The sequence below is a fragment of the Geotalea uraniireducens Rf4 genome (assembly GCF_000016745.1).
Classification (GTDB): domain Bacteria; phylum Desulfobacterota; class Desulfuromonadia; order Geobacterales; family Geobacteraceae; genus Geotalea; species Geotalea uraniireducens.
In genome coordinates this window covers 3,200,597-3,220,383 of the sequence record NC_009483.1, presented here as the reverse complement: position 1 = coordinate 3,220,383, position 19,787 = coordinate 3,200,597, and the positions used below count along the sequence as shown (strand labels likewise).

Sequence of the window (19,787 nt, the reverse complement as noted above, 5' to 3'; positions counted from 1 at the left end):
TTGTCGCGTTTGTCTCCCAAGCAGATGTATATAACTGTAGCAAAATATCTAGCTTCCACCGAACTGGCTATTGCGCTGTTTATTGCAATATGTCTGGCCGCGATTCCCGGGTCCTTCACCGAATCGAAAGCTATCTATTCCAGTCCCCCGTTTGTTGGGCTGATCGGATTGTTTGCGTTAAACCTTCTCTGTTGCACCTTGCGGCGGTGGAAGACCCTGGCAAAATCTACCCTGATTCTGCATGGGGGGGTGTTGCTGACTCTGGCGGGCTGTATTGTCACCTCATTCGGCTATGTGGCCACGGTCAATATTTATGAAGGGTCCTCCGTTGATCAGGTTTACCGCTGGGACAGGGAGCAGGATGTTCCGCTTGGTATGGAGCTTGCCGTCAAGCGGATAAATCGAGAGTTTTACCCGGTACCTGTACGGGTAGGGGTGTTGCGCGGTAACGAAAAATTCGCTCTCTTTACCCTCCGTACCGGCGAGAGTTTCAAGCTGGGCGACTACCGGGTTGCCGCCGGTGCCTTTGATCCGGCCGGTCTCAATCTCAATCTCACAGTTTACAGGCAGGGCCGGGTAATGGGCACTGCCGATACCTCCGGGATGAACAACCTTCCCGCGGATTTCCCCTATGAATTTAAACTGGTGTCGTATCAGAGCCCTATCCTGAAAAGGTGTTGGATCGATCTTCATCTCTCGGATAAGGATAAGACTCTTGCGGCGGGTACGGCGGAAGTGAACGGACCTTTCAGGTGGCAGGGGCTCTATTTCTATAATACCCTGACAGGCAGTGACGAAAACGGAAGGCCTTTTGCCGGGATACAGATTGTCAGAGACCCGGGCCGTCCTTATGTATTCAGCGGATTTGCCGTTATGGGGCTTGGCGCTATATTTGCTTTTTTCAGGAGATTTTATGGATGTAAGTAGCTTCGGCATGTTCGGTATCTATAGTGCCGCTTTATTGTTGGGCGCCGCCCATTCCCTTGAACCCGGACACGGGAAGTCTGTTGTTGCGGCCTATCTTGTCGCCTCCCGGGGAAGGAGCATCGACGCCGTGATTCTCGGTCTGGTCGTGACCTTTACCCACTCGTTCAGCATCATCCTTCTCGGACTGCTTGCCAAGGCGTCTTCCCGCTACTTTACTGATCAGGAACTCCACGGCTATCTCGGCATCGTATCGAGCATCATCATCCTCGGCATCGGTCTCTGGATGCTAAGGTCGCGCTGGATCGGTATGCGTGATCCGTCACGTGCCCATGGCCACTTCCACCTGTTCGGAGGGGGGCACCATCACCACGGCCACGACCACGGTCATTCCCATGGCAACGGCCATACGCACAATCATGGCGATGACCATGATCATAACCACGGACACAACCACGACCACGGCCATAACCACGGACACGGCGTTGACCAGAAGTTAGGCCTGACCGGCCTGATTCTACTCGGCATTTCCGGCGGCATTGTTCCCTGTCCGGCTGCCCTGGCAATCCTCCTTGCTTCTGCGTCGGTGGGTGATATCGGCAAGGGGCTTGTTCTGGTGCTGATTTTCAGTCTGGGACTGGCCGCATCCCTTGTTGCCATCGGCCTTGCCGTTGTCAATGGAGTCCGGGCCACCAGCCGCTTCATCGACACGGAACGCTATGCGCCGAAGGTCGCCTTTGCCAGTGCCGCGCTCGTTACCCTTATCGGGGGTGTTACCCTGTACTCCTCCTTGACCCACTTTGGTGTGAAATGAACAGAATTTGCCGCTTCATATCTCTTGCCGGCGCCCTGCTCCTGGCCCTTCCCGCGGTGAGCAGCGCCCACCCCGAAACCGGATTTCTCCCTGATTCGGTGGCTGAGACCGAATACCGGATTGTCGTGGAGATCAACCCGAAGGATATCCAGACACGCAATAAGCTGGGGATCGTCCTCTATCGGAAGAACAAACTGGGTGAGGCCGCATGGCAGTTCGGCGAGGTGCTGAAGGTATCTCCCCGCGATTTTGATGCTCACGACGGCATGGGGCTGGTGAGCTGTAAAACCGGCAACTACAAGGAGGCTGTGGCATGGTTCACGAAGGCCATAGTCTTGCGCCGTGAGGACACCATGGTTCATTACGGATTGGGATTCGCCCATGAGCAACTGGGCAACCTCGCAGTGGCGGAAAAGTGCTACCGGGAAGCCCTGGCGGTGAATAGCCTCCTGCTGCAGCGGGGAGTCAACCGGGAACTTGAAAACGGCAAGAAGAAAATTGTCCTGGCAGCGTTGCAAAATATCCGGAAAAAACGTGCCCAGGCAGGAGGAAAGCGCTGATGACGTCGCTCTTACGAACCATCTTTTCCGCACTGCTCTTGAGCCTGCTCTTTCCCCTGTCAGGCTGTACCGATAAAGGGGTTGAGATCGGCAAGACCACCATTCAGAAGGATACGGTCTGGCAAGGGACCATCAAGGTAACCGGCGACGTCTTCGTTCCCGCCGGCGTCACCCTGACGATTGCCCCCGGCACGACCGTGAAGTTCGTCAGAATTGATGAAAAGAGCGATCGCAACATGTTCGGCATCGACTCCCCCTATTACCCGCAGGCGGAGCTTATCGTGCAAGGGCGGCTCATCGCCCGGGGAACGAAAGACAACATCATCGTCTTTACCTCTGCGGAGCGGGATGCAAAGCCGGCTGACTGGGGGGCCATCAATCTCCTTGGCGGCGACGGTAATGTGATCGAGTACTGCAAGATACTCTTCGCCTACAACGGCATCCACGCCCATGGCGCCAGCGCTCGCATTGACCACAATGAATTCACCAAGAACGCCGTCGCCATCAGCGTCAAGAAGGAAGAAGAAGCGCCGGGAGTTCCCTGGTTCGGACGGCCTGCGGATATATCCGCCAACTTTAATTATATCCACAACAACAAGGGGGGAATCACCTTCCGCAGTTCCCGCGCCGTGATCACCCGCAACACCATTACCGACAACAAATTCTTCGGCATCTGGCCCAAGGAGCAGAGTACCGCTGAGATAACCGGCAACGAGATATCCGAAAACCTGAAGGGAATATACTTCTATAAGTCGGCAGGTGTCCGCATCGCCGGAAACAACATCTACGACAACAAAGAATATAATCTGGCCATAGCCGATGAGCAGAACGTGGATGTGGATGCTCGCAACAACTGGTTCGGCACCACCAGCCGGGATAAGATCAACGAGCTTATCTATGATCGGCATTCTGATCCGTCCGTGGCAAGCATCCTGGTGGAGCCGTTCCTGAAAGAGCGGGTCAAAGAGGCGGGACAATGAATGCCAACGAACGGAAAGTAGCCTGGCTTGCCAGTTTGTCGCACGGCGTAAATCACGGCTATATGACCCTGCTCCCTGCGGTTCTCGTGGTGCTGGCCGGCGATCAGTCCCTCGGCTTCTTTGCCCTCGGGGCCATCATAAATGTGGGATACTGCCTTTTTGGTGTAGGCTCCATCCCTGCAGGCATCATGGCTGACCGGCTTGGCGCCAAGAAGATGCTGGTCTTAGGCCTTTGGGGAATGGCGATCTCCGCCATACTTGTCGGACTGTCGCCGGGGAGCTGGAGCTTCGGTTTTGCCTATGCGCTCCTTGGGCTTACGGCAAGCATCTATCACCCGTCCGGTCTTTCTCTTATCGCTCACCACATCGCAAAAAAAGGTAAGGCGCTGAGTCTTCACGGGATATTGGGCAACCTGGGGCTTTCCCTCGCTCCTCTCTTTGCCGGAACAATGGTGATGTTGTTCGATACCTGGCGAGCCGCGTACATTGCCTTCGGCATATTGGGGCTCATCTTTGCCTTCGTTGTCCAGATAACCGTCATTGACGGGGAGAATGAGTGGTCGCGGGCCGACCTGATGGGAATTCTTTCCTGGCGGCCGTTCCGCCCCCTGTCCAACGCGAGCGGCGCCGTCACAATCGGTGCGGAAGCGTCGACTGCTGCGGAGCCGGCAGTCACACCGCCAGTTTCGAAGATTCCCGTAGCGCTGCTGGTTCTTTACGGCGGGTCGATCCTGTTCGGCTTCGTTTATCGGGGGTCTCTGACATTCTTTCCGGCCCTGTTCCAGCAGGAGATCAATTTCGTATCCACCGCCGACCAGCCGGTCATGGTCGCCGGAATGCTGACTTCGGCGATACTTACACTGGGGATCTTCGGCCAGTGGCTTGGCGGCTACCTTTCCGACAGAGCCCGGCACCCGGAACTGGTCCATATCGGCATCTACCTGATTGTCATACCGGCCGCGTACTATATAAGCCGTTACACCAATACTTCTTTGATCGTTGCCAGTATTGTCTTTACTCTGGTCTTTTACGGCTGGCAGCCGATTCAGAACTCTCTCATTGCTTCCTATACCGCAAAAAGATCCTACGGCAAAGGGTATGGCTGGAACTTCTTCTTTATTATGGGAATGGGGTCTATTGCCACACTGGTGGGAGGTTACATAGTCGACAGCAAGGGGGTTGACGCGGTTTACACGCTACTGGCGGCGCTTTCCATACTGGGATTAATGGTATCGATCCTTGCCTATACCCTGCGTTATCGTTCCGATGTTGCACGTAATGTGTAAATGGAGGTAAATGATATGTTCAGGATGGATGGGAATTTGCTACGCTATCCGTTCGCGACAGAGCAGAGACGTTGCCAGGATAAACGTGAAACCGGCAAGGACCGCCACTTTGCCGTAAAATGAGACCCCTGCTGCCGTGGCTGCTATGCCCCAGGATTGCACCAACGCTCCACCGATGAACATCCCCAGCACTACCAGCCCCGCGTCCGCATCCCCCTCGCCGGCCTTGATCAACTGTCGAAACGGGCAACCGCCGATTATTACCGAGATCCACCCGACCAGGCCCATGCCGAGAAAGCTCCAGATATGGTCCGGATGGGAGCCCGGCTGCCCGAACATGCCAGGGTGAAAGCGGCCGGAGCTGATGTTGAACATCACCGCCGCGCCGCAGAAAGCCAGGAATCCCCATGGCATGTAAGATCTCAGCCCCATGAGCATGGCGTCGCGCACGCTGCCGGTAATGCAGAAGCGGCTGCGCTGGGCCAGGGCTCCGAGCAGCAGGCCGACACCCAGGGAGATTGCCCATGGAGCGTATTGGGCGGCGCTTCCTTTGTCGGAGGAGAGTACAAAGCCGGGACGGAAGATCAGGAATACAAGCAGCAGCGCGAAAAATACAGGAACCAGCAGGCCGCTCCCCCCTTGTTCCCGCTGGTGAGTCCCCAGCTCAACGCCATTGGAAAGCCCCCGGAGACCTGCCCAAACTCCCGCCACCAGGCCGATTACCCCGGCCGCTGCGGTAAGATCGCCGGCAGTCAGGCGGAGAAAAAGCTTGATCGGGCAGCCGATAAATACTGCACAGCCCACCATCAGGAAGATTCCGGAAACAAGCCTCGGCAGCGGCGCTCTCCCGCCTCGTGAGCGGAATTCGCGGGCGGCGATGGCGCTTACAGCTGCACCGAGCACAAAACCGATCAGTTCCGGGCGCAGGTACTGCATACGCGGGTTATCATGAAAACCGAGCGCACCGGCGCTGTTTTCGATGAAGCAGGAGACGCAGATCCCTGAATTCTCCGGGTTCCCCCAAACGGCCAGCAAAACGCCGAGCGTTCCCAGAAGGGCGCCGGTTGCTAATATGATCCAAAAATGGCGATCTCGCAGATTCATGGTTACTCACAACCGCCGGCCAGACGGCTTTGCAGGTAATAGACGTTCTTCATGGCAGCAGCCAGCGAAGCGTTGCCGGGATTTGCCTTGGCGCGGCCGCCGATATCTTTCAACCCTTCATCGACCAGGCGGCGAATGTCGTCATGTCTGGAAAGGGGGCTTTTCTTGTCGATGTAATCGCCGCTGAGCTTGATTCCCTGCACGTAACTGGCGATAGCTTCTTCCCTGGCGCCCAGCTGGTGGAGGATCTCTCCTTTTAATATATGACTGTGCGCCTCGCCTGGATAGGTGCGGGCCAGTTCATCAAGTCTGAACAGCGCCCCCTGGAGGTCACCGCTTTTGCACAGATTCTCAACAGGGGCGTAGAGCTTCTGCAGCAGCGCCACCCGTGCCTGGTAAGCCATTTCCCGCTCCAGCGCCTTGTTCAGGCCGGTTGCAGAACGGTCGTTGCCGCCGCCGGGCGAGTGTGTTCCCAGTAGAATCAGCAGGGCTGTTATTGCCACGGCCAGCAGAAGCCAGAGCAGCCTATCGAACCTGTCCTTAAACATGCTGCCTCAATACTTCTGATAGGGGGGCATATTGACCCGTCGGGCCATGTCACGGATGGTGTTGTAGTCGCTGTCCAACAGCTCTTCGTAACCGTCGGCCCATGCGGCCTTGAGGACTTTGATCCGTTCGCCGTTGATCTCGACGGTATCCGAAGGTTTAAGATCCAGTAAGGCCTGGCGGAATTTGGCTATCAGTTTCGGGTCGGTTTTGCTGTCAGCGCCGAACGTGCAGTAGGGGATGATGGGCGTTTGCGCCAGGATGACAAAATCATCGGGAGCTATTTTCCCTTCCCGCGTCATGACTTCGAGATCGAGGAGAGGCGCCGCGGCAACGTCATATTGACCGAACAGGACACCGTAGACAAGCTTTTCATGCTTGTATGAACCGGACGGGATGGCATAATAGGCCAGATCCTTCTCGGGGTCGATGCCGGACCGCAGCATCAGGTCGTATTCGGCAAGATAACCGGTGGGGGCCAGCATCGGCCCGAAGACCATTCGCTTGCCCCGAATATCGGACAGTTTGGTGATGCCGCTACCTTTGCGGGCGATGATGGCGCCGCCGGTGCGGGCGCCGAAATTGCCGCGCTTGTCCGACGCGATCAATCCCAGTTTGTAGTTTTCCCGGAGGATGATGTAGATGAGTGAATTGGTATGGGTAAAAGTGAATTCTCCGTCGCGGAACCGCTTCTCAAAATCGTGGGTATCCACCGGCACAGCGACGAATTCCACGTCGAGCTTTTCCGACAGATAGCGGGTCAGGGGGAGAAAACGCTGCATTGTTTCCTGCTCGTTGTTGCAATTCATGTAACCGATACGCATGACCGGTCTTTTTTTCGTGTCTTTGCAGCCGGACAATAGGAGAGTCGAGAAAACAATGGATGTCAGCATGAAGTATATGCTGGTGCGGTAGATGGTCATCATTCCTGGTCGCATCAAGTCTTTTCTCCAATCCCGTCGGTATCGATCGTAAATTACCGTATTCTATCTGAGAGTTGTCTATATTAAAAGAAATAACTTTGCGTTCGTCCGGCTTGAAACAAGGTTGGAGCAGATTGTTCGCATCGACCCATCTGGTGAAATCGCAGGGGTGACATCGTTTGAAGGCTGACAATTCGTTCCTTCCCTGTGTCGACGTAAGCGTGATTACCAGGCTTACGCATTTGATAGCCGGTTGTCGGTCATAAATAATCATGGCTGTCCTGACCTGTGATTCGTCAATGTTTAATGTGTTTTAACGAAGGGTGCGGCTCTGCGTATTTGTCTTTTGAAGACCCCATCCCCAGTGCCCGGGGAAGTCGGTATATTTATTGCACTTTTATTAAGCCGACCATGGCCAAAATATAAAAATCCATGAGCAGCGCAAGTACCATATATCACCACCTTCAACTTAACCGGAGAGAAGCAGACAAAGATGACTTATATGCACATCAAAGAAAGGAGGTGCTCTGATGAAACGTAGCTACGTCACTCCTAAAATCGTAGGCAGCGCAGTTGTTCATCCCTGTTAATAACTAGTGTCCATCCGGAAACTCCGGATGTGACACTGTTGGTTTCCAATTCGGAAACGAGGGATTTTTTCGTCCTGGCAAGGAAATCGAGGGATTGCGCGGAGGCGTACATCGGTACGCCGCACAAGCAAGCCTGAAGATTGACACCGCCAGGGCGGAAAAGAACCGTTTCCGGATGGAAACTAACTAATAAGGATGAGAAAGAGAGGTGAGGCTGCTCACCTCTCTTTTTTTTCTGCGTTATCCAGCCTGTTGGACTTTTCTGCTCCCCCCGAACGACATGACATGCTCGAACCCCAAGTCTAAAAAATATGTTGACATGCGGCACCAACTCTTTATAACTATTTGTGTTACTAAAATTATAATCGTGCTACCCTCTCCTGGTGATGAGCAGTTATTGCGGAGGCTACAACCATGCATATGGCAGACGCGCTTCTCTCCCCCGCGGTTGGTGTGACCATGTGGGCGGCTTCAGCCGGCGCCATCGCATATTGTTCAGCAAAGGTCCGTTCAGAGCTGGATGACCGCAAGGCGCCGCTCATGGGGGTGCTCGGTGCATTCCTCTTTGCCGCGCAGATGATCAATTTCACAATTCCGGCAACCGGATCCAGCGGCCATTTGGGTGGAGGTCTACTGCTGGCGATCCTGCTCGGCCCCTGCGCCGCTTTTCTGACCATTGCTTCGGTGCTCGTTGTCCAGGCGCTTTTCTTTGCCGATGGCGGCCTGCTGGCCCTCGGCTGCAATATTTTCAACATGGGCTTTTTCCCCGCGTTTATTACCTATCCTTTTGTCTATAAAAAAATACTTGGCAGCAACCCTGATCAAAAGCGTCTGACAATGGCAACCCTGATAGCTGCCGTTGTCGGGTTACAGTTGGGATCTTTCAGCGTCGTTCTGGAAACTTTATTCTCCGGTATTTCTGCACTGCCGTTCACCACGTTTGCACTCCTTATGCAGCCAATTCACCTGGCGATCGGGATTGTGGAAGGGTTTGTGACCGTTGCGGTGGTGTCGTTCGTGTACAAGGCCCGGCCCGAGATCATGCATGGAGCCATGGAAGTCCGTCCCATCGGGAACCATCCGGTGCGCAACGTGCTGCTTGCTTTCCTGGCTGCTGCCATCCTCACCGGCGGTGGAGTCTCCTGGTTTGCCTCGAAAGACCCGGATGGCCTTGAATGGGCCATTGCCAGGGTAACGGGCAAAGAAGAGCTGCAAGGACCGGAACATGGACTGCACGGAGCATTGGCCGCTATCCAGGAAAAATCCGCTTTCCTGCCTGATTATTCATTTAAAAAGCCTGTTGAGCCAAAGAACAAAGGGGAGAATCCTGCAATAGAGAAGAAAAAAGAGGCGGAGGGCAACCTTGGCACCAGTATCGCGGGGATCGTCGGCACACTGATGACCCTGGCGCTTGCCTTCTTTAGCGGATTTCTCCTCAAGAAGCGCAACAAGGCGGCCTGATGAGCCGAATGCCGGAGTTGCAGGAGAACCGGAAACGAGGGATGGGCCGTTGGCTCTCCCTCGTTTTGTGAGAGCTTATGTTATCCATTGATGGGGTACTACTGGATTTCAAGCGTCTGGACAGCCTGGCAACCGGGGATTCGGCGATCCATCGCCTCGATCCGCGAGCAAAGGTTCTGGTGACCTTCGTCTTTATCGTGACCGTAGTTTCCTTTGGCAAATATGAGCTGACCGCCATGGTTCCCTTTTTCATTTTCCCGGCGGTTATTATCGGGCTCGGCAATCTTCCTGCCGGTTATATTGCCAGGAAAATCGCACTTCTCTGTCCCTTTGCCCTGGTAGTCGCCATATTCAACCCGGTTTTCGACCGGGAAGTGCTGGTCCAGCTAGGTCCATTGGGGATAACCGGTGGCTGGATTTCCTGTGCTTCTATCGTGGTTCGAGCCGCTCTCACCGTCGGGGCTGCGATAATTCTATTGGCCGTAACCGGCTTCCCCGCCATCTGCCGGGCATTGGAAAGGTTGGGTATGCCGGCGGCGTTTGCCGTGCAGCTCCTTTTTCTTTACCGCTACATCTTCGTTCTCACCGAGGAAGGCGGGCGGGCGTCGCGGGCACGGGCCCTCCGCTCATTCGGCAACAAGGGGCTGGGCATGAAAACCTATGGCTCCCTGCTTGGGCATCTCCTGCTCAGAACCTGGCTGCGGGCAGAGCGAATCCATATGGCCATGCTGGCGCGAGGTTTCACCGGCGAATTCCACACGCGCCATGAATTCCGCTTCGGCAGAAGAGAACACCTCTTTTTGCTTTGCTGGTCAACACTCTTCATCACCTTGCGGCTCCAGAACGCCTCGCAGCTTCTGGGATCGCTTGTCACAGGAATATCCCGATGAGTCATCATATTGTAGAGGTCAAAAATCTTCGCCACGTCTATCCCGACGGCACGGCAGCCCTGAGTGACATCTCCTTCAGAATCACCCATGGTGAGTCCGTAGCGATCATCGGCGCCAACGGCGCGGGTAAATCGACCCTTCTGCTCCATCTCAACGGTTATCTGGCCCCGACCGCTGGTGAGATCCGCATCGGCGATTTCCCCATGAACAAGGCAACCCTGCCGGAGATTCGACGCACGGTTGGGATGGTTTTCCAGGACCCGGACGATCAGCTCTTCATGCCGACGGTTTATGACGATGTCGCATTCGGCCCTTTGAATCTCGGTCTCTTTGGGGCAGAGGTGGAGCAGCGGGTAATGGATGCGCTCCAGCGTGTGGGGGCGGTTCATCTCCAGGAGAAAGCTCCGTATCACCTTTCAGGAGGCGAGAAGAAACGAGTGGCCATTGCCACGGTTCTTTCCATGTCCCCGGATATTCTCGTCATGGATGAGCCGACCAACGGACTCGACCCGTTCGCACGGCGGCAGCTCATGGGACTTCTCAAGGATTTTCACCACACCAAGATCTTCACCAGCCATGACCTTGATATGGTTCTCGAACTCTGCGAGCGTACAATCATACTCAACCAGGGGGAGGTCAAGGCCGATGGCCCCACCCGGGAGATTTTCCAGAACGAAGCCCTGCTTGCCCAATGCCGGCTTGAGAAACCACTCTCCATGCAGGGATGTCCGGTGTGCGGGAAGCGATGACCCGTAGCTGAAAAACGATCCCCTTGTCATACGGTAAGCAGCAGTGCTTTACGTATCATTTCTTACAGCCGAACAATCATTATCCTCTCAACTACGCCAATCGACATATACAGCCATTACCATTTTACCGACGAAACTATTCAGCATATCCCGGAGCGCGGGCATCGTGCCTGCGTTTCAAGCGGATGTATCGCTTGAATTGGTTACAAGCAAACCGTATTCGGGCATAAACCCGCCCGAAACACGGGCAGGATGCCCACGCTCCTGAAAAACCAGTCCGTTACTTCGCCGTGATGGTTCATTAGTGCGTTATAACCATTGTTCTGGTCAAATGACCGTGCCCCAGTTTTTCCTGACCGTCCAATATTCCAGAACAGAAGTCAGCCCCCTTCCTTGTCATGTGCATCACTTACCATTGCAGCTCCACTTATGCTTTCTGCTCAAACAGAAATACAGGCAAGCAAAATGAGTACGTTAAGTCGCTGCATAGCTCCAGGCTTGCGCGTCTTGATGTGCGATAATTAAAACCACATGTGCTGGGTTCGTGTGCAGGTTTCAACATTCCATATATCTTGGTATCCATCTTGCTTTGATAAGTATCATATAATTAACACTCCTTAAGTGTGATGCGCTACGCAAGGATAGTGAAATGAGATGCGATCTATTTACCACTTATTTTTCTTTGTGTGTTGTGCTTGCCACTGCTTCACCTGCCCACGCCGGCTCCTGTTTTACCGCCGCTTGTCACAAGGCGATTGCCGACCTCAAAAATCTCCATCAACCGGTAAAAGAAGAAGACTGTCTCGCTTGCCACGTGAGGCGCGCCCCGACGCATCCAATCCTTGGGGGAGGCAAGAGTTTTGAGCTGATCGCCAAGGGAGCGAAACTCTGCGAACAGTGCCATCCGGCCATGGGGCAAAAGAAGGTTGTGCATGGTCCGGTGAAGGACGGAAACTGCCTCTCCTGCCACAAACCGCACGGCGCCCAGGGACCTTTTCTCCTGGATGTGGAAGAAGACCAGGCAGCGCTTTGCCTGGGGTGCCATGACAACGCCCGGTTCAAATCAAACTTCATGCACGGCCCCGTTGCGGCCGGGGCATGCACCAAGTGTCACAACCCGCATGAATCTTCGGAAAAATCGCTTCTCGCGGGAAATATCCGCGATACGTGCCTGAAATGCCACGAGGACTTTGCCAAGGCAATGGGAGCTGCACCGATCGTCCATCCGCCGGTGAAGGACGATCCCTGCACAGCCTGCCACAATCCACACGGCTCACCCTTCGCCCATATCCTCAACAAAAAGATGCCCGATCTTTGTCTTGAATGCCATGAAGCCGTGGACAAGAAATTAAAGGGGGTGAAAACCCTGCACAAGCCGCTCCAGGAGCAAGGGAGCTGCGGCAATTGCCATTCTCCCCATTTTTCCAAAGTCAAAGGTCTGCTGCCGTACGACGAACAGACCGTATGCCTTGGTTGCCACGGGAACGACAGTCTCGGCAAGCCTCCACTGAGTAATATGAAAAAAGAACTGGATGGGAAGAAAGATCTGCACGAGCCGGTCAAGAAAGGGCAATGCGGAAAATGTCATGACCCCCATGGGTCCGAATTCGCAAAAATCCTGAAGGGACCTTATCCCGGTGACTTTTATGCGCCTTTCAAGGATGGCGCATATGATTTTTGTCTGTCCTGCCACGACAAGAACCTGCTCCGTTTCCCGGAAACGACCATATATACCAGGTTCCGCAACGGCAAACAAAACCTCCACTATGTTCATGTGGTCAACAAGCGCAAGGGTCGTACCTGTCGGGCCTGTCATGAGCCACATGCCGGTAACGGTCAAAAACTGGTCGGCAATGAAGGCCCCCCATTCGGTGATTGGAAAATTCCGAGCCGCTTTGAAATAGCGCCTGCCGGCGGAAGTTGCGCCCCGGGCTGCCATCGCAAATTTCGTTATGACCGGGAACACCCTGTCGATTACAACCTGGATGACAAGAAATAGGCTTCAGACTCCGACGGGTTTCAGGCCATGCTTTTATCGACAACAATTTATGGATCTTCCGCCAACAGCAATTTCTTGGAAAGTCCCCCTTTAAGAAAGGGGGATTTAGGGGGATTTGTCTTTGACGGTGCAAACCAAATCCCCCCTGACCCCCCTTTCTTAAAGGGGGGGAGCTCTCAGCGTAAGATTGACGCTAATCAGTACAATTTATGGAGGACACATGCTGACATTTGTTTATAACACTTCGGTATTCAGGGAAAAACTGCGGTTTCTCTTTGTTTTCCCATTTCTTGCTTCCGCCCTGTCCGGCTGTGCCGGTTCCAAAGCTGCAACGGGCCCGGTCTTTTTCCCACCCGCGCCGAATCCCCCACGGGTGCAATATCTCATGAAAATTTCCGACTCCCAGGATATCGAGGATAAAAAGAGCAGTTTTTCCCTTTTCGTCCAGAAAAGCCTGGAAGGGGATACGGTCAAACCCATTAAAAAACCGTACGGCGTTACAACCCGCAACGGCAAAATCTACATCTGCGATGTCGGTGGCGCCACGGTCTCCATAATAGATCCCCCCCGGAAAACCTTCGAATACTTGAAGGGGAATTTCAGCGTCGGCAAACTCAAGAAGCCGATAAACATAGCAGTCGATGGCGAGGGAGCCATGTATATCGCCGACATTGAACGGAAAGAGATCCTGGTTTACGACGCTGCCGGCAATTTTAAAAATGCCTTCGGCAAAGAGCTCGACATGAAACCGACTGATGTAGCGGTCGACGGAAAGTATCTGTATGTGGTCGATATAGGCCATTCCGAGGTCAAGGTGCTCGACAGCAAAACCGGAAAGCTTCTCGACCGGATCGGCAAGGGAAGCGAACAATCCGAAGGGTTGGCACTCCCGACGAATTTTGCCGTGGACGGCAAAGGATTTATCTACGTGACCAATACCATGACCGGCAAGGTAATGAAGTTCGACCGGGACGGGCATCTCCTCCTGTCATTCGGCAAGCTCGGCGACGGCTTCGGACAGTTCGGCAGACCCAAGGGTGTTGCCGTTGACGATGCCGGCCGCATATATGTGGCTGATTCCGCACACCAGAATGTACAGATTTTCAACGATAAGGGACGCTTGCTGATGTTTTTCGGCGATCCGGGCACGGCGCCGGAAGGAACCATGAATCTGCCGTCAAGCGTAGCCGTCAGTAGAGACAACCTCGATTATTTCCAGAAATTCGCCGATCCTTCTTTTCAACTGGAGAACGTGATTTTCGTAATCAATCAGTACGGACCGAACAAGGTGGCTGTTTATGGGCTTGGACAGCAGAAAAGCGCCCTGGACGATGTGAAAGTTGTCCAGGAAGGAAGCGACGGGACAAAGGAACTGCAAAAAAAGGCTGAGGCGGGACAGGAGAAGAAATAATTGTGAAAGACGGCAAGCACTCGGCAAATCAAGGGAAAATCACGGCAAGCTTCATGGCCTGTTTGCTGATTTGTCTTGTTGTAACAGCGGGGTGCAGTGCCGTCAGCAGGCACGAGATTTTGTCGACTGTTTTTGATGGTGTCCCAAGCTATCCACCGCCCGATGAATTCTGCAAGGATTATTATGAAAAAACCACGGCAGCGGGAGGTAATGATCTGCACGCAAAAGAGGAGTCGGGGAAAAGCGCCGGCCAATCATCGAGACATCAACCCTATGAGGAGAAGAAATGTGACGATTGCCACGACAAGAGCAAAGAGGGGGGGCTTGTTACAGCTAAAATTGACCTTTGCTTTCAGTGCCATAAGGATTTCATAAAAGGCTCTTTTGTGCACGGCCCTGTCGCAGTGGGAGAATGCCTGGCTTGTCACGAGCCGCATACCTCCAGATACAAGTCCTTGCTCAAGGCCGATAAGAATCAGATTTGTTCCGTTTGTCATCGCGAAAAGAGACTGTCGGTCGCATTGCACGACAAGGTGTCGGAACGTCAAATATATTGTTCCGACTGTCACGACCCGCACTATGGGAACGCATCGAACTTTATGAAATGACAGGACGGTCGTATGCGGCTCAAGAAAATCCTATGGCATACGGGCATCATCCTTATTCTAACAATGCCGGATGTGGCAATGTCTCAACAAAGGGGTCTTATCCTGCTCGGTGAACTGCAACAATCAGTGGATTTTATATATGACTACAACGGAAAACGCGCCTCCTACGCCAATAGTCGGGATTTTTCCTTAACAGAGCATCGCTTTGAAGAGAAGTATCACTTCGATATTCCCTATGGGATATATTCCCACCGATTACTCAAGGGGCATTTAAGCGCCGACTTCAGTCTCAATCAGGAGATGTTTTCCGCCAGCGGAACATCGCCCGGAAGCGGTTCCGCTGTAAATTTCCAGTACAGCATTGACGGCATATTACTGGATCGCAAACCGTTTCCGGTCAGCTTCTTCTCCAATTCATCAAGGAATCATGTGCAACGGGAGTTTTCCGGCGGCTATGATTTACTGACCGACAGTAACGGGGTAGGTCTTTCCATAAAGAACAGATTTCTACCTATGAAAGCATATTATTCGGTCATAAACAGTAAAACCAGTGGTCAATATCAGGACAGAACACAGGACACCGAGAATATTTCAATGAGCATGTCGAACAAAATCAGGGACATCAGTCAGACCGATGCCGCCATTTTCCATAGCGAGAACCGTAGTGCCCTGATAGGTGGCGCTGATTCGGCACGTTTCACGAGCAGTGAATATTCGGTCAGGAATCGCCTGAATTGGGCTGGGCAGAAAAAAGAACTCAACTCTTCATACAAGCTACATGACTCATCGGGACTGATTGACAACACATATTCCATCTGGGTGGAAAATTTCAACATGGCGCTGGGCAAGGCAATGGATGCAGGTCTTGAGTATGAGAATACCCATAATCGGAGCATGGGCCAGCGGGAGATTTCTAATTTCGGTGGCGCATGGCTGCAGCATAGACTGTTTCAAAGCCTGACTACCCGCCTGGCTTTCCAGATAAGGCAGAATGATATAAACAGCGGCAGTGAGAACGATATCGGCGGTTCATTCAACATCAGCTATCAGAAGCGATTGCCGCAGAGAAGCAACCTGAAGCTGAATTTTTCACAACGAGTCGATGTTATAGACAGTAAAAGGGACGGCAACACGGCATTGGTTATCGATGAACCGCTCACTGCCAGGTATTTTGAGCAGAATATCCTGATCAACAGGAATGTGGTGACGGACAGCATCATTGTTCGCAGTGCGGATCCGGCTAAAAGTTCGATTCGCTATACCCTCGGGATGGATTATTGGGTAGAGCAGATCGGCACTCAAACGAGGCTGATATTCCTCAGCAGCCCTACAATTAACGATGGTGACAACCTGTTTGTCACCTATTCGTACCTTCTGAATCCATCAATCAAGTATGCGACATATTCCCGCAGTATCGGAGGATATATTTCTTTCCTTGATGGACGTTACAGGTTGTTCGGCGACTTCAATGATATGAATCAGGATCTTTTGGCCGGCCGGGATGACGTCATACGCTTGAGTTCACAGCACTCTTACCGGTTCGGCTTTGATTCCAAGCAGGAGAGTGTTTCCTTCGGAGCCCAATATCTGAATTACGATTCAAGGGAAGACAAACACCAGACCATGGAAGGGTTTGCCGGCCATGACCGGGGATTTGCCCGTGGTTTGCTTTCCCTTTACATGAAGGACACCTATACCATGTACGATGTAAACCCTTTTGCCGGATCGAGTTCCACGGCCTATTCGGAAAACCTGCTGAAACTCGGCATGCTTTACCGCAAAGTCCTTTTTGGTATGGCAGACATGAAATTGAAGACCGACTACGCCAACTCCAGGGGCGGGTCCGTCAGCAGGGATCTTATTTCCGTCAGTCTTAATATGCAGATGGTTGTCAGGAACGTTATCATAACGCTTCTATCGCAGATGAACTGGCAGGACCTGGGAAGCAATTCAACACGTGACGAACAGGTGCGGCTGGAGTTGACAAGGTTTTTTTGATCTGTCAACGGTCCACCTCGCCCCCTCCCCAACCCTCCCCCTCCTGGGGAGGGGACCTGCTTCCTCCCCCCAGCGGGGGGAGGTCGGGAGGGGGGAAGCCTTTGGAAAAGGAGGTTGCAACTGGGAACATCCGTCCTTGTAAAAAGCATGAAGGTTATCTGCGCTGTACTTGCCTGCCTGTATGTAACCGCCTGTGCATCCTCATCCGCCACCGGACAAAGGTCTGCGAGTCGTGAACTTCAATGGCCGCCTTTGCCACTGGAGCCGAGGATAGAATGGGTAAAGGACATTAACGATTATCGCGATGCAGGGATCAGCAAAGGGTTCTGGCAACGGCTGGCGGATCTGGTTTTCGGAGAGGATAAAACCCGCATCATCAAGCCGTACGGCGTTTTCTGCGACGAGAAAGAGCGGCTCTTCGTCGTTGACGTGGGGGCTTCTGTCGTTCACGTCATGGACATGAGAAACAAGGAATATTTCCTCATCGGGAAAGAAGACAAAGCCGTTTTCAGGACTCCGATCGCCATTACGGAGGATGAACAGGAGAATGTCTACATAACGGATTCGTCAGCAGGCGCTATCTACCGATACAGCCTTATTCGAAAGGAGCTTTCCCCGTTTGTACCCTTCAAGCTGGGGAGACCGACGGGGATAGCCTACAACCGGCGCAATAAGCTGATCTATGTGACCGATACCGCGGCTCACCAGGTAATCGCCTTCGGCCTCGACGGCATGGAGCGAATGAGGATAGGCGTCAGGGGGGATCTGCCCGGTCAGTTCAATTATCCTACCGACCTGTTTGTGGATGCCCAGGGGAGCTTGCTGGTAACGGATGCGCTGAATTTCAGAATTCAGAGATTTTCTCCTGATGGACAGCTGCTGGATGTGTTCGGCAGGGCCGGCGATTCCTCCGGAAGTTTCGCCAAACCAAAGGGGGTTGCCGTTGACAGCGAAGGTCATATTTATGTCTGCGATGCGCTATTCGACGCGGTGCAGATCTTTGACGGAACAGGCCGGGTTCTCCTCGATTTCGGGAGCAACGGTGGGCAGGAAGGGCAATTCTGGATGCCGTCAGGCATTTACATAGATGGGAAAGATTATATCTATGTTGCAGATACCTATAACCGCCGGGTCCAGGTGTTCAGGTACCTGAAGCTGGGTGACGCAATGGTGAGAGGCGCTAAGAAATGAACAGGCAAATACGGCCACTGCACGCATTTTGGATACTATGCGCCTTTGCCCTTCTGAGCATGGGGCAGGCCCATGCATCCAACCGGGGCTCCAATGTTGCCGATACCCCGCACAATCTCTCCACGAGCGGTAAAGGTGCGCCTGATAAAGGGCACACCCCGTTGTACCAGTCGACAAAGGAAGAAAAGATCTGCATCTTCTGCCATGCACCCCACCATGCCAATGGCGACGGCCCGTTGTGGAGCCGTCAGATTTCGACTCTTACCACCTATATTCCGTATGGGTCGACAACCCTCAAGGCAAAGCCCGGTCAACCAAAAGGGGCATCGCGGCTATGCCTGAGCTGCCATGACGGAACCGTGGCTCTCGGCGCATTAACCGGTACCTACAATCTGGACAACGGTATGCCGAAGATGGTGAAGGATGCTGTCGACACCGATCCCGCTAAAATAACCAACCTGGGGTGGGACCTGTCGGACGATCATCCCATCTCGTTCCCTTACACCTATGAGGCAGATGCCGAGCTGGAAAACCCGCAGTTGTTGGCAGCCAAGGGGATCAGGCTGTCGGAGGGCATCTACCTCGAATGCACTTCCTGCCATGACCCGCACAATAACCTGAACGATAACTTCACCGTCATAAACAACATCCCCTGGGAAAATCCCGGCACTCCGCTCTGTACCGCCTGTCACAGGAAGTCGGGGTGGAACCTCCCTGACAGCACCCACCGGACAGGTGGGGTAAGAGATTCCACCAACGGCGCCAACGTCTCGAAATCGGGATGCATCACCTGCCATTTTCCGCACAGCGCTCCCGGAGCAGTCCATTTGCTGAAGAGCGCCGTTCCCGGCGAAAACTGCTTTCACCGCGATGGCAGCGGCACCTGCCATAACGGCGCAAACACCGACGGGGATATCAGATCGCTGTTCAATAAAGCTTACACCCACAGTGTGCCGTCGGCAGGGGAGGGGGGGCACGTGCAGAACGAACCGCTGCCGGCCAAGGTCAAACATGTGGAATGTGTGGACTGCCATAACCCTCATCAGGCGGGCTATCAGGGCGTTCCATTCGGATCCGGCACCCCCCTGGTTGCTCCTGCTGCAACTCCGCCGGCAATTAACGGTGCTCTGAGAGGGGTGAGAGGCGTCGACGAATCCGGCAAAAGCGAAGTCGCACCGGCTACAGCCGAGTTCCAGATTTGTTTCAAGTGCCATGCATATACGAACGCCGTCTTCAAAAAATTCATAGAACGTCCTTTGCGGCAATCTGATGTGCTGGACGAAAGCCTTCGTTTTGCGGCAAGCAATATGTCCTACCACCCGGTAACAGGAAGTCGCCAAGGGACTGGGAAAAGCCTCCTGTTGCAGTATCAGACCAGGATGACCATGATTTACTGCTGCGATTGTCACAGCCCCATGGGCGCAGACGAGCCTCACATGCTGAAAGAAAAAAACAGCGAGACCTATCCGTCTGCCGACAAAACCTATCCGCTCTGCTTCCGCTGCCACGACCCGGACTACCTGCTGAACCCCACGAGGCCGCCAAACGCTCCATCGGTTGCCCTGCATAAAGCGCATGTGCTTGATCATACGGGAAAAGAAGCACCTTGCTCCGCCTGCCACGACCCCCACGGTGTTGCGGCTAATCTTCACCTGATCAACTTTGATACACGCTATGCAGGACCCACTGCCGTCTATGGCGCAGGAAGCTGTTCAGTCAGTTGTCATTCCACCAACCCGAGAAGTTATTAGTT

At 53.6% G+C, this 19,787-nt stretch carries 17 protein-coding genes; 14 read left to right on the top strand and 3 right to left on the bottom strand.

Annotated features, from left to right (window positions below; translation table 11 throughout):
- Positions 1-252: 252 nt before the first annotated feature.
- From GURA_RS14085 to GURA_RS22925, 5 genes are read left to right on the top strand one after another with little or no spacing between them, the layout of a single operon-like run.
- On the top strand, positions 253-927 hold the full coding sequence (locus tag GURA_RS14085; RefSeq protein ID WP_232278912.1) for a ResB-like family cytochrome C biogenesis protein: 675 nt from the start codon (positions 253-255) through the stop codon (positions 925-927).
- Positions 914-1,738, top strand: coding sequence for a HoxN/HupN/NixA family nickel/cobalt transporter (locus tag GURA_RS14080; protein WP_011939619.1), 825 nt, complete (start codon positions 914-916; stop codon positions 1,736-1,738). Before GURA_RS14085 ends, GURA_RS14080 begins: the two co-directional genes overlap by 14 nt.
- Entirely contained in the window at positions 1,735-2,298 is a 564-nt protein-coding gene (locus GURA_RS14075) for a tetratricopeptide repeat protein (protein WP_011939618.1), read from the top strand. The genes GURA_RS14080 and GURA_RS14075 overlap by 4 nt, the downstream gene beginning before the upstream one ends.
- On the top strand, positions 2,298-3,278 hold the full coding sequence (locus GURA_RS14070) for a right-handed parallel beta-helix repeat-containing protein (RefSeq protein ID WP_011939617.1): 981 nt from the start codon (positions 2,298-2,300) through the stop codon (positions 3,276-3,278). The genes GURA_RS14075 and GURA_RS14070 overlap by 1 nt, the downstream gene beginning before the upstream one ends.
- Positions 3,275-4,564, top strand: coding sequence for an MFS transporter (locus GURA_RS22925; RefSeq protein WP_011939616.1), 1,290 nt, complete (start codon positions 3,275-3,277; stop codon positions 4,562-4,564). The genes GURA_RS14070 and GURA_RS22925 overlap by 4 nt, the downstream gene beginning before the upstream one ends.
- A 39-nt stretch (positions 4,565-4,603) precedes the next feature.
- Here the strand turns inward: GURA_RS22925 and yedE are convergent, their stop codons facing one another.
- Genes yedE through GURA_RS14050 form a run of 3 tightly spaced genes read right to left on the bottom strand, consistent with a single transcriptional unit; the run spans position 4,604 to position 7,152 of the window.
- Complete coding sequence (yedE, locus tag GURA_RS14060; RefSeq protein WP_011939615.1) at positions 4,604-5,668, bottom strand: YedE family putative selenium transporter; 1,065 nt, start codon at positions 5,666-5,668, stop codon at positions 4,604-4,606.
- Positions 5,669-5,670: 2 nt separating this feature from the next.
- Positions 5,671-6,216 (bottom strand): tetratricopeptide repeat protein, encoded by a 546-nt coding sequence (locus tag GURA_RS14055; RefSeq protein ID WP_011939614.1) that lies wholly within the window; start codon positions 6,214-6,216, stop codon positions 5,671-5,673.
- Between the two features lie 6 nt (positions 6,217-6,222).
- On the bottom strand, positions 6,223-7,152 hold the full coding sequence (locus tag GURA_RS14050) for a phosphate/phosphite/phosphonate ABC transporter substrate-binding protein (protein WP_011939613.1): 930 nt from the start codon (positions 7,150-7,152) through the stop codon (positions 6,223-6,225).
- Positions 7,153-8,141: 989 nt separating this feature from the next.
- Here GURA_RS14050 and GURA_RS14045 point away from each other — a divergent pair.
- From GURA_RS14045 to GURA_RS22920, 9 genes are all read left to right on the top strand, one after another.
- The gene (locus tag GURA_RS14045; RefSeq protein ID WP_011939612.1) at positions 8,142-9,188 is read left to right on the top strand and encodes an energy-coupling factor ABC transporter permease; all 1,047 of its coding nucleotides are present in this window, start codon (positions 8,142-8,144) and stop codon (positions 9,186-9,188) included.
- 77 nt (positions 9,189-9,265) lie between these two features.
- Positions 9,266-10,078: a cobalt ECF transporter T component CbiQ gene (cbiQ, locus tag GURA_RS14040; protein ID WP_011939611.1), complete on the top strand. Its 813-nt coding sequence runs from the start codon at positions 9,266-9,268 to the stop codon at positions 10,076-10,078.
- Positions 10,075-10,827 (top strand): energy-coupling factor ABC transporter ATP-binding protein, encoded by a 753-nt coding sequence (locus tag GURA_RS14035; RefSeq protein WP_011939610.1) that lies wholly within the window; start codon positions 10,075-10,077, stop codon positions 10,825-10,827. Before cbiQ ends, GURA_RS14035 begins: the two co-directional genes overlap by 4 nt.
- A 649-nt stretch (positions 10,828-11,476) precedes the next feature.
- Complete coding sequence (locus tag GURA_RS14030) at positions 11,477-12,826, top strand: cytochrome c3 family protein (RefSeq protein WP_011939609.1); 1,350 nt, start codon at positions 11,477-11,479, stop codon at positions 12,824-12,826.
- 220 nt (positions 12,827-13,046) lie between these two features.
- Positions 13,047-14,237: an NHL repeat-containing protein gene (locus tag GURA_RS14025; protein WP_011939608.1), complete on the top strand. Its 1,191-nt coding sequence runs from the start codon at positions 13,047-13,049 to the stop codon at positions 14,235-14,237.
- A 2-nt stretch (positions 14,238-14,239) separates the two neighbouring features.
- Positions 14,240-14,845, top strand: a complete 606-nt coding sequence (locus GURA_RS14020) for a cytochrome c3 family protein (RefSeq protein WP_011939607.1) — start codon at positions 14,240-14,242, stop codon at positions 14,843-14,845.
- Between the two features lie 78 nt (positions 14,846-14,923).
- Positions 14,924-16,843, top strand: a complete 1,920-nt coding sequence (locus tag GURA_RS14015; protein ID WP_157046214.1) for a hypothetical protein — start codon at positions 14,924-14,926, stop codon at positions 16,841-16,843.
- A 114-nt stretch (positions 16,844-16,957) separates the two neighbouring features.
- A complete protein-coding gene (locus GURA_RS14010; protein WP_157046213.1) occupies positions 16,958-18,034 on the top strand; it encodes an SMP-30/gluconolactonase/LRE family protein in 1,077 nt (358 codons plus the stop codon).
- On the top strand, positions 18,031-19,785 hold the full coding sequence (locus GURA_RS22920; RefSeq protein ID WP_011939604.1) for a cytochrome c3 family protein: 1,755 nt from the start codon (positions 18,031-18,033) through the stop codon (positions 19,783-19,785). Before GURA_RS14010 ends, GURA_RS22920 begins: the two co-directional genes overlap by 4 nt.
- The last annotated feature ends 2 nt before the right edge of the window (positions 19,786-19,787 follow it).